Source organism: Tumebacillus lipolyticus, from assembly GCF_042682745.1.
In the GTDB taxonomy this organism is placed as follows: Bacteria; Bacillota; Bacilli; order Tumebacillales; family Tumebacillaceae; genus Tumebacillus_A; species Tumebacillus_A lipolyticus.
Map to the genome: position 1 here is coordinate 494,414 of NZ_JBHUIO010000002.1, position 13,946 is coordinate 508,359.

Sequence of the window (13,946 nt, forward strand, 5' to 3'; positions counted from 1 at the left end):
CCTCCTTTCTATCTGCAAAAGATATGTTTGCCAATCCGTTTGATCTGCGGGCGCGACCAGATCCACTTCGAGGTTGCGGTCACCGGATTGAAGTAGTAGATCGCCGATGATGATGGATCCCAACCTTTCAATGCATCTTGCACCGCTTTTTTCGCGCTTTCGTTCGGAGTCATCCAGATCTGCCCATCTGCCACCGCTGTAAACGCGCCAGGTTGAAAGATGATGCCCGGCACCGAGTTGGGGAAGTTCGGATTGTCCAAGCGGTTGAGGATGACCGCTGCGACCGCTACCTGACCGACATACGGTTCACCGCGCGATTCGCCATACACCGCGTTTGCCAACAGCTTCAAGTCGTTCGCCGACAGGTTCTTCCCGCCATACGAGGCGCTCTTTGTTGCGGCTGCTGGCGCTTTTGACGCGCTTTTGCTCCCCGATTTGCCTCCGCCTCCCCCGCCTGCTGCCCACGGGTTGTACCCACGAGTGGCTCGCGTCAGTTTTGTCCGCGTTTTCGAACCGGCCACACCGTCCACTTTCATGCCAAATTTGTACTGAAAATTGCGGACCGACCAGTATGTACCCCAGCCGAAGTCACCGTCGATGCGCCCTTTGTAGTAGCCTAGATGTTTTAACCGCCCCTGTAGCTCCCGCACGTCGGTGCCTTTGCTTCCCTTTACCAAGTTGCGCGTGGTAAAGACCGTTCCATCCTGTTTTGAGATGGAGTCGATCGGCACCCCATTTATACAGAACAGCGTCAACACCAGTGCAAAGGCTGCCACAAGCCATCTCCATTTCCTACTCATGGTACCCCCTCCAGTATAAAGTGATTGTTCCTATCGCTAGTTTGAGAAAGGAAGGGGTTCGATATGAGCACCAAAAAAAGGGAATGCCGCGATTCGGCATTCCCTTTCTGACGTTTGATCAGGCCAGTGTTTCGATTTCGAATGACTCTTCGTTATCGCACAGACAGCGCTTAAAACCGGTATCCACCTGACCCCGATAGTCACGCGACCCCCGCAGGATGAACGATTCTCCACACTGGCGGCAGCGAATGTGCACTTTTACTCTCTCATCTCTTGTCAACACACTGTCCCCTCCTCCTACGAGTTGATGAACGCTCGTAGAGACAGTCTTGACAAGCGGGCCTATCCCTTATACGTCCGGTGCGCTCCCCCCGAGCTGTTCAAAGGGCGAACGCTGCTGTGCGTGGCGAATTTTTCGCAGGCCGTAGATCCATAAGAAGATCATGAACGGAATGATCAGCATGATCAAATAGAGATGATCCGACACGAGCAGTGCATCGTACGTCCCGTGGAACAACCACGGATAGAACAGCGCGAAGGAGAAAAAGAGGGTGCGCTTCTGCTTATTCGTAGCAAACTTTGCTTTCCCCAGATAATAGCCCATCGTGACGGCGAACAAAGCGTGTCCTGGCACGGTGAAAAACGCACGGATCGCCACCGTCTCCCAGCCGAGAACGAGCGCCTTGATAATATTTTCCAAAGTAGCAAAGCCGAGCGACGCGGCGACCGCGTAGACGATCCCATCGATCTCCTCGTCAAACTCTCGCAGTCGCAAAGCGAAGATCACCGTCAAGATGTACTTGGCGAACTCCTCGATCAGCGCTACCGAAAAAAAAGCGCGAGCATAAGGAGACTCGATGCTCTGGCTCACCCAGTCGCTAAAATACATTACCGGAATCGTCGACAACATCCCCAAGAAGAACAACAGCCCGACCAAGCTTAAAGGCTCGGAGTCACAGCTGTCGCGAAGGTAAAAAAACGACATCAGCGCTATACCGGGTGCGACCGCACAGCCGATAAGCAGCAAGAACTCCACTTCCCGTTTCCCTCCCCGTACCCTTAATGCGATGATCCCTTGTACTTCTTGACTCCAATTTAAAATCCTGCTTTGACAGAGCATGCCCACAGGTGGATAATGACGTAGAGCGCAAGATTATCGGACAAAAGGTGTGATCTCTACGATGAAAACAATTCTGATCATGATGACTGGCGGTACGATCGCGATGTTCGAAGACCCGTTGACACAGAGCGTTCGACCTGCGGAGAGCGCGACCGATCTGACGAAGGCGATTCCCAACCTGAACGCCCAAGCGAACGTGCTGGTCGAGTCATTCTCCAACCTGCCGAGCCCGCACCTGACGCTCGACCATCTGGTCGAACTGGGCAGACAGGTCAAGCAAAAACTTCAGGATGAAAACATCGACGGCATCGTGCTCACACACGGGACCGACACGCTGGAAGAAACCGCCTATTACCTCGATCTGATCTTACCGCCTGGCAAGCCGGTGATCGTGACGGGGGCGATGCGCTCTTCCAATGAGCTAGGCGCTGACGGCCCGCTCAACCTGCTGAACGCGGTGCGAACAGCCGCTTCTGCAGATGCGGTCGGCCAAGGAGTGCTCGTCGTTTTTAACGATGAGATCCACGCCGCTCGATTTGTTACCAAGACGCACACGAGCAACGTCGCAACGTTTCAATCGCCAGCTGTCGGCCCGATCGGCTTTCTCGACAAGCGCTCCGTGCAGATTCGCCATGTTCCAAAGCCTCACGCTCACATCCCAGTCGATCGTTTGGTCGCCGAGGTCGGATTGCTGAAGATGGCGGTCGGGATGGATGACTCCCTGCTGAAGTACCTGCTCGATGGCGGCATTCGCGGCGTCGTCATCGAAGCGCTCGGCCTCGGCAACGTACCGCCAACCGTCGTGCCAGGCATTCGGATGGCGATCGAACAAGGAGTTCCGATCGTGCTCGTCTCCCGCTGTTACAACGGCATCGTTCAAGATGTGTACGGCTACGAAGGCGGTGGCAAACAGCTCCGCGATCTCGGCGTGCTTTTCTCGAACGGTCTGAACGGCCAGAAAGCTCGGATCAAGCTGATGACCGCGCTCGCCGAAACGGGCGATGTTCCCCATTTGAAAAAATATTTTGACCAAGACTAATCTTCATTTCGCGACAAAAAACGTCTGCCAAGCATGTTGGCAGACGTTTTTCATTTTGCTTAGACCCAACCGCGCAGTTGGCATGCTTCTGCCATGCGACGGCAACCGACCATAAACGCTGCCAATCGCATATCGATCTTGCGCAGCTTGGCCGTTTCGTATACGGAGTTGAAAGAGCGGGACATGATCGTCTTCAGACGAGCATCGACCTCTTCTCCCGACCAGTAGTACCCTTGATTGTTTTGCACCCATTCGAAGTAGGAAACGATAACACCGCCTGCGTTTGCTACCACGTCTGGCACGAGCAGCACGCCGCGATCGGACAGGATCTTGGTCGCTTCGATCGTCGTAGGACCGTTGGCCGCCTCGACGACGATGCTCGCCTTGATGTTGTGCGCATTGCGCGCTGTGATCTGGTTCTCGATTGCAGCCGGAACCAAAATGTCGCAATCGAGTTCGAGCAGCTGTTGGTTGGTGATCGTGTTTTGGTAGAGTTTGGTCACCGTACCAAAAGAATCGCGACGATCCAACAGGTATTCGATGTCGAGACCATTTTCATCGTGCAAGCCGCCGTAAGCATCGGAGATCCCGACCACTTTCGCACCTGCATCATGCATAAATTTTGCTAAATATCCGCCCGCGTTGCCGAAGCCTTGAACGACAACCCGTGCGCCTTTAAGTTGAATCCCCTTCACTTTGGCCGCTTCTTCAATCGCGATAGCTACGCCCCGCGCAGTTGCAGAATCACGTCCATAAGAACCGCCTAGCACCAACGGTTTTCCGGTGATGAAGCCCGGCGCGTCAAACTCGCGGATGCGGGAGTATTCGTCCATCATCCATGCCATCGACTGCGAGTTGGTAAACACGTCTGGAGCCGGAATGTCTTTTGTCGGGCCAACGATCTGCGAGATTGCGCGCACATAGCCGCGGCAGAGACGCTCCAATTCGCGGAAAGACATCTCGCGCGGATCGCAGATGATGCCGCCTTTCCCACCGCCATACGGCAGGTTGGCGATCCCGCACTTCAAGCTCATCCAAATTGCCAATGCCTTCACTTCATCTTCGGTTACCTCCGGGTGGAAGCGAATGCCACCCTTCGTCGGTCCGACCGCGTCATTATGCTGTGCGCGGTAACCGGTGAACACTTTGACACTGCCATCATCCATGCGCACCGGAATCCGAACGGTGAGCACGCGAAGTGGCTCCTTGAGCAACTCATACATGTCTTGCGCATAGCCCAGTTTATTCAGGGCTTCTTGAATGACAAGTTGAGTGCTGGTCAACACGTTCAAATTTTCAGCAGGCTCGTTTGCATTAGCATTTGACGGCAAATTCTGGGTATCCAATCGACTCGACCACCTTTGAACTTTTACAGGTATTCGTGAACCTTCAATCAATATACACCTTACCTCTGTTCATGGAAAGGTGAGCTAACACCTTTCCTGTTCGAATCTACCGCGTACTCGGTCAAGAAGAGTGTTTTGGTTCGTTTTTTAGCAAAAACAGTTCGTTTCCGCCTACGATCTCCGTTTTTCAATCGGCGAACCGCTTTCCGGTTCCACCTTTTCCCCTTCATCCGGAAAATCGTCAGGATTGTCAACAACGACCATCGTCTCTTCATAGCCGCGCGCCTCTGGCAAAATCGGTTCTGGAGCATCGTCAGGATTGTCAAACGCGATTCCATCCTGTCTGTCATCTTTGCGCGAGATCGCATGAAAGGGCTTCATCCGTTCTCCCCCTTTGGCTGGATTCGCAGATTAGTTTGCCCAGAACTTACACCGCGGATGCTCTCGATGTGCAAAGGCATCCTAACCTACGCTTCGCAGATGTCAGGATGCCTCATCGATAGTTTACTTCAATTCAACTGAAATTTCCACAGAATGATCAAATCATTTTGACAATATGGACAAATGGCGCTTTTTTTGATCGTTTAACCGTTTTGTAACGCCTGTTCCAGATCGGCGATGATGTCTTCCGGATCTTCCAAGCCGACCGATAGGCGCAGCAGACCGTCTGAGATTCCTCGCTTGTGGCGCTCCTCTTTCGGCATCCCCGAGTGTGACATCGTTGCCGGATAGGACAGGATGCTCTCCACCCCGCCGAGCGAGACTGCCACGAGCGGAAGTTTTACCGCCCGCATCAGCCTTTTGGCCCGCTCTTCAGTTCCCAGATCGAACGACAGCACCGCACCCGAGCGGCTCGACTGCTCCAGATGCACACCATGCCCTTTGTGCGCGGCAAGCCCGGGATAGTACACTTTCGCCACCTCTTCTCGGTTCGCCAGCCAGCGCGCCACAAGCTCAGCGCCATCGCAAGAAGCGTCCATGCGCACTTTTAATGTTTTGATCCCCCGCTGCAGCAAGAAGCAATCCTGCGGGCCAAGCACAGCGCCAAACGAGTTTTGCAACTGCTTCAGTCGGTGTCCCAGCGCTTGATCTTTCGTGACCGCAAGCCCTGCAACGACGTCCGAATGTCCGCCGAGGAACTTGGTTGCGCTGTGCACCACCACGTCGATGCCATGATCGAGCGGACGCTGTAGATACGGGGTCTGGAACGTGTTGTCCACGATCGTCAGCAGCCCGTGCTCCTTGGCCAGCTTCGCCGCTCCGGCCAGATCGGTGATCTGCAGCAGTGGGTTGGAAGGCGTTTCTAAGAGCAATCCTTTCGTGTTCGGTCGGATCGCTGCCCGAATGTTCTCCAGGTCGGTCACATCGACAAAGGTGGTCTCGATCCCCAGCCGGTTGAGCACGGTCGTCAAGATCCGAAACGTCCCACCGTAGATGTCGTCGGTCGCGATCAGATGATCGCCTGCCGAAAAGAGCAGCAGCGCGGTGGAGATCGCCGCCATGCCAGAGGCGAATGCAAAGCCTCGCGTTCCCCCTTCGAGCGTTGCGATCGTCCGCTCCAGCGCCTCGCGCGTCGGATTGCCTGAGCGGGCGTACTCATACGGTTGCGCCTGGTCGACATCCTCTTGATGAAAGGTCGATGCTTGGTAGATCGGCACAGCTGATGCGCCTGTCGTTCGATCGATCTCATTGCCCGTATGCAACAGACGGGTCGCAAATGACAGCTCTTGGTTCTCCTTCAATTAGACCAACTCCCCTTCCTGTTCTGCGATCTCGCGCTCCGAAGCTTCAAACGCTCGTGCGAGGTCCTCGATCAGATCGCGATCGTGCTCGATGCCGACCGACAGTCGCAAGAGCGAATCGGTCACACCTAAGCTGTTGCGAATCTCCTCTGGCACATCGAAATGCGTCTGCCTGGCCGGGTAGGTGATCAGCGACTCCACGCCGCCCAAAGACTCGGCGAAAGCGATCAGATCAAGATGTCGCAACAGCGGTTCGACCAGCCGTTCGGATACCAGTTCGAACGACAGCATCCCGCCGTATCCTTCCGCTTGGGAGATGTGCACCTCCCGCCCCTGATGAGCGGCAAGGCCCGGGTAGTAGACTTTTTTCACCAGAGGATGCCCATCGAGCCACTCGGCCAGAACTTGCGCGTTTTGCTGATGTCGCTCCATGCGCAGCGCGAGCGTCTTCATCCCTCTCATCAGCAGCCACGCGTCCTGCGGACCGAGCGTTGCACCGATCGAGTTTTGCAAAAAGTAGATTCGCTCCGCCAACTCCTCTTCGCGCGCGACCGCAACACCTGCCAGCACATCGTTGTGCCCGCCCAAATATTTGGTCGCACTGTGCACCACCACATCGGCGCCCAGCGTGAGCGGGCGCTGCAGATAGGGCGTCATAAACGTGTTGTCCACGATCGTGATCAACCCGTACCCTTTTGCCCATCCGATCACCTCGCGCAGATCGGTGATCCGCATCGTCGGATTGGTCGGGGTCTCGATGAAGATCGCTCGCGTATTTTCCTGCCGTGCGGCTGCCACCTCGGTCAGATCTTCTGTGTTGACAAACGTCGTCGTGATGCCTTGACGCGGTAAGATCTGTTCCAGCAGTCGATAGGTCCCCCCGTACAGATCATGGGAGACGAGCAGATGGTCGCCCTGACCGAACAGCCCGAGCACGCCTGCGATCGCCGCCATCCCCGAGCCGTAGGCAAACCCTCTCACCCCGCACTCCAGGGTGGCGATCGCATCTTCGAGCGTCTGACGGGTCGGGTTTTTCGTACGCGTATAATCAAATCCGGTGCTCTCGCCAAGCCGCGGGTGACGATAGGTCGTCGAATGATAGATCGGTGTCGAGATCGCCCCGGTCACATCTTGCTTATTGTTGCCGATTTGCGCTAAACAGGTATCCAAATGCATGCGAATTCCTCCTGAATGTAAAAAGACCTCTCCCGAGTCGAGAAAGGTCTTTGGAATCCACAAAGAGCGCTTTCTCTCATCTGCCAGATCGCTCTCGCAATCTGTTGGAATTGGCACCGTGCACAAAAATCGTGTCGGTTGCCGTGGCATCATCGGGCCAGTCCCTCCGCCTACTCTTGATAAGAGAATCTTTTCTTTTTAGTTTGAATGATCTAAACATACCGCCTGCATCTGCTGTTGTCAAGCATAATATTGTCACTCATAGCTGGTCAAGACGGTAGCAAACTAATGCTGATTCGATCTGACTCTCAAGGAGTGACACCATGACTGCGACCCAATCGAAACATGCGATCCGCTTCTGGCCGCTCTTCGCGCTGGCAACCGTGCCGTTGATCATGGTGCTAGGCAACTCGATGCTCATCCCCATCCTGCCACAGATGCAGCAGGAGATCGGGATTTCCAAATTTCAAGCTTCGCTCGTCGTCACCCTGTTCTCCGTTCCCGCAGGCGTGATCATCCCTCTCGCCGGCTTTCTGTCCGATCATTTCTCCCGCAAAATCGTCATCGTCCCCTCGTTGCTCCTTTACGGAGCGGGCGGCATCATCGCCGGCCTCGCAGCTTGGCTGATCGACAAACCGTACGCGGTGATCATGGTCGGGCGCGTGCTGCAGGGGATCGGAGCGGCAGGAACGGCGCCGATCGCGATGGCGCTCGCCGGCGACATTTGGAGCGGCGCTGCTCGTTCGAAGTCGCTCGGCCTGATCGAAGCGGCCAACGGGTTCGGCAAGGTGGTCTCCCCAATCCTCGGCTCTCTGCTCGCTTTGCTCGTCTGGTATGCGGCGTTTTTCGCCTTTCCGCTGATCTGTCTCCTCTCGGCAGCTCTTGTCTACTTTTTGGTCAAAGAGCCGAAGAAACAAGGTCGATCACAATCGTTTCGCGCCTATGTAGGCTCGTTAAAAAAGATCTTTCAAAAACAGGCCAAGTGGTTGCTCACCGCCTATTTTGCCGGTGCGCTCGCCCTGTTCATCCTGTTTGGTGTGCTCTTTTATATCGCCCAGCTCCTCGAAGAAACCTACAAGGTTGCCGATCTGCTGCGCGGTGCGATCCTCGCGATCCCACTCTTGGCGATGTGCACCGTCTCCTACGTGACCGGAACGAAGATCAAGAAGAACATTCAGCTGATGAGGATCTTGATCCTGGTCGGGTTGACGTTGATCGGAGCACCGCTCGCTGTGGCCGCCTTTTTTAAAAATCCATACGTGTCGCTCGGGCTGCTGGTGATCACAGGCGTGGGCACCGGTCTTGTGCTCCCCTGCTTAAACACGCTGATCACCTCCGCTGTCCAACAGGCGGAGCGCGGTGCGGTCACCTCTTTGTATGGCAGTGTGCGCTTTTTAGGAGTTGCAGCTGGCCCACCGATCTTCGGAGCGCTGATGGATACGCCAAAGCTGATGTTTCTGATCATGGCAGGGCTCGCAGCCCTTGCGGTCGTGCTGGCCTTCTTTCTGCTCAAGCTCGAACAGGGGGGCGGCGGTTCCGATCCGCGGCGCTATGAAAAGATCGAACAGGAGCGAAAGCTTTTGACGCGGATGAAAGCGCGGGCGTAATCAAAAGTGTTGCATCCAGACAGAGATCCTCGGCGATCCCTACCGCTCAAACACAGACAGAAACCCTTCAGAGCAATGTCTGAAGGGTTTCTACACGCTAGGCGATCGGTGTACCATTTTGAATCGGTTCATCTGGCCGCAAGAGCACCACATCCCCCTCTTCTGGCACACCGCCGATCACCAAAACTTCAGATTTGAAACCGGCAATGCGCCGAGCGGGAAAATTGACGACTGCGATCACCTGTCTGCCGATCAGCTGCTCCGGTTCGTATCGCTTGGTAATTTGCGCCGAAGAGCATTTGATCCCGATCTCACCAAAATCGATCTCCAGCTTGATCGCAGGTTTTCGCGCTTCTGGAAATGGTTCTGCTTTTATCACCGTGCCTACACGGATATCCAACTTTAAAAAATCTTCGATCGTCGCCATCTGTTTCCCCCCGTTTTGATTTCTCTAACTATACGACAATCCGCAAGCAAATAAAAGCATCGAATACCCTTTGTGAAATCGAGGATTGTACCTCCTTCACCATCGAAACGCATTTTTCATAGGATGGAACAGCCCACGCTCCGATGCTGACCATCGGGGGTTGGAAAGGAGGCAGAATGTGTATGCTTCATTCTACGTCCGCCCGGGCATGGGATGATATCTTGCATGATCCGCTACCTGGCCGCACCGCCAAGCCGCGCGCGTCCAGCGGGCTCACCATGTTGATCGATACAGGACTTGGACTCGGTGAGATTCGCGACCTGGTGGAGTTAGCCGGTTCTTACATCGACTATGTCAAGCTGGGATTTGGCACATCAAAACTGTACCCTGTACACGTCCTTCGCGATAAGATCGGATGGTTGCAAGCTCATCAGATCGAAGTCTATCCGGGCGGCACATTTCTTGAAGCTGCTGTGCTGCAGAACTGTTGGAAATCTTTCTTGGCGCGATGCCAAGAGCTCGGATTTCGCACGATCGAAGTGTCTGATGGTACGATTCCACTATCTCGCGAGCTGCGGCAGCAAGTGATTCGCTACGCCAACAGCCAAGGTTTGACGGTGATCACCGAAGTGGGCAAAAAAGAGGACGGTCTGTACCTCCCCGTCGACGTCCAGTTGGAGTTGATCGATGCCGACCTGGAAGCGGGCGCCTTTAAGGTGATCCTCGAAGGGAGAGAGTCGGGCAAAGCGGTTGGCTTTTTCGATGAGGACGGATCGATTCGTCACGATGATTTCACCAAGCTGACCTCCCAAATTCAGCACCTCGATCACCTGATCTGGGAAGCGCCGCTGAAGTCCCAGCAGGAGGAATTGATCCGACTGTTCGGCCCGAACGTCAATTTTGGCAACATCAATCCGCGTGACATCATCTCGCTGGAGGCGCTCCGAATCGGGTTGCGCAGCGACACGCTTCGCATGACGCTGTAAATCACCGTTCTGCAGTTCATGGTCTACCTTGTCCCCCTCCTCCATATAATCTGTATTGAAGTCGTAGCACGTGAGGGGCGGTCAACGTGGTCGGTGAGATGATCCTCGTCGTTTTTATCATCATTGGCATCGTCGCCAGAGCTAGCATCCTGGCCACAGCTGCCAGCATTTTGCTCATTCTCAAACTGCTCAGCTTGCAGCGTTTCTTTCCAACGCTTGAGCGACGAGGGCTGGAGCTCGGCCTGCTGTTTTTGATGATCTCCGTCTTGATTCCGCTGGTCAACGGCAAGATGGCGACAAAAGACCTGCTCAACGCCTTCCTGACGGTCGGAGGGGTTTGTGCGATCATCGGTGGGGTGTTGGCCACCTATCTGAACGGTCAAGGGCTGTATATGTTGAAGATGGACCCCGCCTTGATGATGGGGCTGGTCATCGGTACTGTCATCGGCATCGTCTTTTTTAAAGGAATCCCGGTCGGTCCGCTGATGGCGGCCGCGATCGCTGCCATATTGTTCAAGATCTTCAACTACATCTTTCGCTAACCACCAATAAAGCTCCCCGCCAGTTCGGCGGGGAGCTTTTGTTAACACGTACTTAGTGCAGGGGAAAATGCTTGGTGATCGTCTGAACAGCATCACCATCCATCACTCGTTTCCCATATTCATCGAGCATCGCCTTTGTCGTAGGCGATAGCTCTCCATATTCATGCAAGACGGACCAAAACATGTCGTACATCTCTTCCCCGACCTCATCTTCCTCGAAGTACAGATGGTAACGCTCCTTGTAATGGTACAGTGTGCCCCCGACCGCTTGCAGTGCTTGCAGCGAATGCGCGGCGGAGATCACATCCTCCAGATCTTGAAACACGAAGGTGAAAGCGCCGAACGGATCGGGAGCGACTGCTGTCGGCAACGCGTCATCGTCCTCTTCCTCTACCGTTTCTTGCTCTTCCAGTTGCAACGCCGGCAACTGCGTGACGACCACGACGACTCCTTCGGTCGGCATGGTGAAAGCTTCCACTGCGATCGGCCCTGCCACTTCGAAGCCGACTTCCAGATACGCTCGCTCCATCATATCCCAAAACAGCTCTTGAACCTTTCGGCCGTTTTGCCAGATCTCTTCCCGGTCAATACCACGTTGGTCGAGGTCATCGTAAGTGAGCATAATTCGCACTTTGTTGTCTCCGAGCCTCTCTACGCGCATTCTCATCACTCCTTCGCAGAGAGATAGGGTGCTTCTTGGTTCATTACCTATCATTATGCAACGACAAGATCACCCGTTCTGTAAGCGAGGTCACTTTGCCAATTCATAAATCGCTTTGGCAAAAATTTTGGTGCATGAGAGCAAATGACCCACTTCCCAGTGCTCATCCCTCTGGTGCGCCACATCCGGTTGTCCGGGGAATTGAGCACCAAAAGCGACCGCATTTGGAATCGCTCGCGCATAGGTGCCACCGCCAGTGGTCAGCGGCGTCGCCTTCTCCCCCGTCTCTTCCTCGTACACCTTCAGCAGCGTCTGCACGATCTCCGACTCGATCGGCACATAGTGCGGTTTCATGTTTGCAATGCCGGGATCTGATGTTTCGAACCCTTCTGGGCCCACCTTGTCTTCCACCAACTTCAACATGTCCGCATCCGTCTTGTCGACAGGGAAGCGCAGGTTAAAGGTGAACGTCACGCTGTCAGCATCCACTTTCGCCAGACCGAGGTTGCTCGTGAGCGGGCCTGTCGCATGGCAGACCATCTGCACGCCGATGCGCGCACCTTCCGTGTCCACTTCGGAGAGAAACGACCATGTCTCGCGGTCTGCCGTATCGAGTTCGCGCAGCAGTTTCCCCGCTTGGACGATCGCGTTGATCCCGGTGTGCGGCGCCATCGAGTGGACGGACACCCCCTCGACAAACAGGGTGATCTCACCAGCTGCTACCTGCAGTTCGTGACGCACGCCCTCGCGAGCTGCCACCTCCTGAATGGTGGTTGCCACCGCCTGTGCGTCCCCTTTGACCGAAAGCACGACGCGGCAGCCATCTGGAACCATGTTCACCCGGTTGCCGCCTGTCAGCTCACGAACGACGACAGGTGCAGATTCGAGGTTGGCGCGCTTCTTGTTCAAGTTGAAGCAGTAGATACCCTTTTCAGCGTGGATCAGCGGGAAGTCTGCGTCTGGGGTAAACCCGCCGATCGGGTAGGGCTCCTTTTGAAAATAGTGATCCATACAGCGCCAATTCGACTCTTCGTCCAAGCCCATGATCAGCCTGACTTTTTTGCCCAGCGCGACACCCGACTCCTTGATCGCTTTCATCGCGAAGAGAGCGGCCATCGTCGGCCCTTTGTCATCGATTGCGCCACGCGCATATATTTTCCCGTCGTGGATCTCTGCACCGAACGGCGGATAGGTCCAGCCTGAACCTACCGGAACCACATCGAGATGACCGAGCACGGCGATGTAGTCATCACCCTCACCAAATTCGATGTGACCCGCGTATCCATCCACATTTTTCACCGCAAAGCCAAGCTCGCGGCCGAGTTGCAACACATAGTCGAGCGCTTCTGCACAGCCTGGGCCAAACGGTTGGTCAGGTGCTGTCTGCTCCCCGCCAACCGAGTTGATCCGCAAAACCCCCTGTGTTTTCTCGATGATCTGTTCGCTGTTTTCATCAATCCACTTTGCAAACATCCTATGCAGCTCCTCTCTCCGTTTTGTATGATTTCAAAAAAGTCTAGCGCTTCGTCCACACCTGATGATTCACCAGGGAGAGCGGATGCTCGCCGCGCAGAACGAGAAGCGCGTTTTCGACCGCGATCTCCGCCATCTTCGTCCGCGTCTCAAGCGTTGCGCTGCCGAGATGCGGGGCGAGCACCACGTTTGGCAGAGCGAGCAGATCGGGATGAACGATCGGCTCCTGTTCGAAGACGTCGAGCCCTGCCCCGGCGATCTCACCATGTTGCAACGCCTCGACCAGCTCGCTCTCCTGCACGACGGAGCCCCTCGCCGTGTTGATCAGATAGGCTGTCCGCTTCATCTTCCGAAATTCCGCGCGGCCGAACATGTGATGCGACTCTGGTGTGTAGGGCATGTGCAAGGAGACGAAGTCGGACGTTGCTAACAGCCGCTCCAGCTCGACATAGGTCAGCCCGTGCTCGCGCTCGATCGCTTGGTCAAGCTGGCGGCGATTGTGGTAGCAGACGTTCAGCTCAAATGCGCGCGCCCGCTTGGCCACCGCAAGGCCGATGCGACCGCAACCGACGATGCCGATCGTCTTCCCCGCAAGCTCGGTGCCGAGCAGCATCTGCGGTTCCCAGCCCTGCCAGCGCCCCTCGCGAACAAATCGATCCGCTTCGACGATGCGGCGCGAGACGGCCATCAGCAGCGCCCAAGCGATCTCTGCGGTCGCGTTGGTGAGCACCCCGGGCGTGTTGGTGACTGGGATGTTCAGCTCCGTCGCGGCGGCGATGTCGATGTTGTCAAAGCCGACCGCATAGTTGCTGATCACCTGCGGCCTCGCACTCGCGAGCAGGTCGCGGTCGATTCGATCGGCCAAGGTGCAGATCAGCGCGTCGTGCTCGGGAAGCAGCCTGTGCAGTTCCTCCTGCGTCGGCTGACGCTCCGCCGAGAACACGGTGACCTCACAGTGCTCGAACAGCTTTTTCATACCCGCCTCTGGCAAAGCGCGGGTGACGAGAACGCGCGGTCGCCTGTTCAT

14 protein-coding genes and 1 riboswitch are annotated in these 13,946 nt (G+C 55.6%); of the genes, 4 read left to right on the plus strand and 10 right to left on the minus strand.

Annotated elements, in window-relative coordinates; all coding sequences use genetic code 11:
• Positions 1–8: 8 nt before the first annotated feature.
• Both sleB and ACFSOY_RS01685 read right to left on the minus strand, forming a co-directional pair.
• Positions 9–800: a spore cortex-lytic enzyme gene (sleB, locus tag ACFSOY_RS01680; protein ID WP_386043703.1), complete on the minus strand. Its 792-nt coding sequence runs from the start codon at positions 798–800 to the stop codon at positions 9–11.
• 349 nt (positions 801–1,149) lie between these two features.
• Positions 1,150–1,836 (minus strand): PrsW family glutamic-type intramembrane protease, encoded by a 687-nt coding sequence (locus ACFSOY_RS01685; RefSeq protein ID WP_386043705.1) that lies wholly within the window; start codon positions 1,834–1,836, stop codon positions 1,150–1,152.
• A gap of 145 nt (positions 1,837–1,981) precedes the next feature.
• Between ACFSOY_RS01685 and ACFSOY_RS01690 the strand changes: the two genes are divergently transcribed.
• Positions 1,982–2,959, plus strand: a complete 978-nt coding sequence (locus tag ACFSOY_RS01690) for an asparaginase (protein ID WP_386043707.1) — start codon at positions 1,982–1,984, stop codon at positions 2,957–2,959.
• Positions 2,960–3,018: 59 nt separating this feature from the next.
• Here ACFSOY_RS01690 and ACFSOY_RS01695 read toward each other — a convergent pair whose 3' ends face one another.
• The 4 genes from ACFSOY_RS01695 to ACFSOY_RS01710 form a co-directional block, all read right to left on the minus strand.
• Complete coding sequence (locus ACFSOY_RS01695) at positions 3,019–4,290, minus strand: Glu/Leu/Phe/Val family dehydrogenase (RefSeq protein WP_386044450.1); 1,272 nt, start codon at positions 4,288–4,290, stop codon at positions 3,019–3,021.
• 186 nt (positions 4,291–4,476) lie between these two features.
• Positions 4,477–4,686, minus strand: a complete 210-nt coding sequence (locus ACFSOY_RS01700; protein ID WP_386043709.1) for a hypothetical protein — start codon at positions 4,684–4,686, stop codon at positions 4,477–4,479.
• Between the two features lie 203 nt (positions 4,687–4,889).
• On the minus strand, positions 4,890–6,029 hold the full coding sequence (locus ACFSOY_RS01705; RefSeq protein ID WP_386044452.1) for a trans-sulfuration enzyme family protein: 1,140 nt from the start codon (positions 6,027–6,029) through the stop codon (positions 4,890–4,892).
• A gap of 18 nt (positions 6,030–6,047) precedes the next feature.
• The gene (locus tag ACFSOY_RS01710) at positions 6,048–7,223 is read right to left on the minus strand and encodes a trans-sulfuration enzyme family protein (protein WP_386043711.1); all 1,176 of its coding nucleotides are present in this window, start codon (positions 7,221–7,223) and stop codon (positions 6,048–6,050) included.
• A 73-nt stretch (positions 7,224–7,296) separates the two neighbouring features.
• Positions 7,297–7,409: riboswitch (SAM riboswitch) on the minus strand.
• Positions 7,410–7,546: 137 nt separating this feature from the next.
• Between ACFSOY_RS01710 and ACFSOY_RS01715 the strand changes: the two genes are divergently transcribed.
• Positions 7,547–8,830, plus strand: coding sequence for an MFS transporter (locus ACFSOY_RS01715; protein WP_386043713.1), 1,284 nt, complete (start codon positions 7,547–7,549; stop codon positions 8,828–8,830).
• Between the two features lie 97 nt (positions 8,831–8,927).
• On the opposite strand, the gene csaA is transcribed toward ACFSOY_RS01715, so the two are convergent.
• Positions 8,928–9,257 carry a chaperone CsaA gene (csaA, locus tag ACFSOY_RS01720; RefSeq protein WP_386043715.1) on the minus strand — a complete coding sequence of 110 codons (330 nt, stop codon included), beginning with the start codon at positions 9,255–9,257 and terminating at the stop codon, positions 8,928–8,930.
• A gap of 182 nt (positions 9,258–9,439) precedes the next feature.
• Between csaA and comA the strand changes: the two genes are divergently transcribed.
• Together comA and ACFSOY_RS01730 are read left to right on the plus strand one after the other, a co-directional pair.
• Positions 9,440–10,243, plus strand: coding sequence for a phosphosulfolactate synthase (comA, locus tag ACFSOY_RS01725; RefSeq protein ID WP_386043717.1), 804 nt, complete (start codon positions 9,440–9,442; stop codon positions 10,241–10,243).
• A gap of 98 nt (positions 10,244–10,341) precedes the next feature.
• On the plus strand, positions 10,342–10,785 hold the full coding sequence (locus ACFSOY_RS01730) for a DUF441 domain-containing protein (protein WP_386044454.1): 444 nt from the start codon (positions 10,342–10,344) through the stop codon (positions 10,783–10,785).
• A 52-nt stretch (positions 10,786–10,837) separates the two neighbouring features.
• On the opposite strand, the gene ACFSOY_RS01735 is transcribed toward ACFSOY_RS01730, so the two are convergent.
• The 3 genes from ACFSOY_RS01735 to ACFSOY_RS01745 form a co-directional block, all read right to left on the minus strand.
• On the minus strand, positions 10,838–11,446 hold the full coding sequence (locus tag ACFSOY_RS01735) for an adaptor protein MecA (RefSeq protein ID WP_386043719.1): 609 nt from the start codon (positions 11,444–11,446) through the stop codon (positions 10,838–10,840).
• 90 nt (positions 11,447–11,536) lie between these two features.
• Positions 11,537–12,919 (minus strand): dipeptidase PepV, encoded by a 1,383-nt coding sequence (gene pepV, locus ACFSOY_RS01740; protein ID WP_386043721.1) that lies wholly within the window; start codon positions 12,917–12,919, stop codon positions 11,537–11,539.
• A gap of 43 nt (positions 12,920–12,962) precedes the next feature.
• Positions 12,963–13,946, minus strand: coding sequence for a 2-hydroxyacid dehydrogenase (locus ACFSOY_RS01745; protein WP_386043723.1), 984 nt, complete (start codon positions 13,944–13,946; stop codon positions 12,963–12,965).

Bases quoted from the DNA above. Each gene is read 5' to 3' on its own strand.
- sleB (WP_386043703.1), bottom strand. From the start codon at position 800: ATGAGTAGGAAATGGAGATGGCTTGTGGCAGCCTTTGCACTGGTGTTG.
- ACFSOY_RS01690 (WP_386043707.1), top strand. From the start codon at position 1,982: ATGAAAACAATTCTGATCATGATGACTGGCGGTACGATCGCGATGTTC.
- ACFSOY_RS01700 (WP_386043709.1), bottom strand. From the start codon at position 4,686: ATGAAGCCCTTTCATGCGATCTCGCGCAAAGATGACAGACAGGATGGA.
- ACFSOY_RS01710 (WP_386043711.1), bottom strand. From the start codon at position 7,223: ATGCATTTGGATACCTGTTTAGCGCAAATCGGCAACAATAAGCAAGAT.
- ACFSOY_RS01715 (WP_386043713.1), top strand. From the start codon at position 7,547: ATGACTGCGACCCAATCGAAACATGCGATCCGCTTCTGGCCGCTCTTC.
- csaA (WP_386043715.1), bottom strand. From the start codon at position 9,257: ATGGCGACGATCGAAGATTTTTTAAAGTTGGATATCCGTGTAGGCACG.
- comA (WP_386043717.1), top strand. From the start codon at position 9,440: ATGCTTCATTCTACGTCCGCCCGGGCATGGGATGATATCTTGCATGAT.
- ACFSOY_RS01730 (WP_386044454.1), top strand. From the start codon at position 10,342: ATGATCCTCGTCGTTTTTATCATCATTGGCATCGTCGCCAGAGCTAGC.
- ACFSOY_RS01735 (WP_386043719.1), bottom strand. From the start codon at position 11,446: ATGCGCGTAGAGAGGCTCGGAGACAACAAAGTGCGAATTATGCTCACT.
- pepV (WP_386043721.1), bottom strand. From the start codon at position 12,919: ATGTTTGCAAAGTGGATTGATGAAAACAGCGAACAGATCATCGAGAAA.
- ACFSOY_RS01745 (WP_386043723.1), bottom strand. From the start codon at position 13,946: ATGAACAGGCGACCGCGCGTTCTCGTCACCCGCGCTTTGCCAGAGGCG.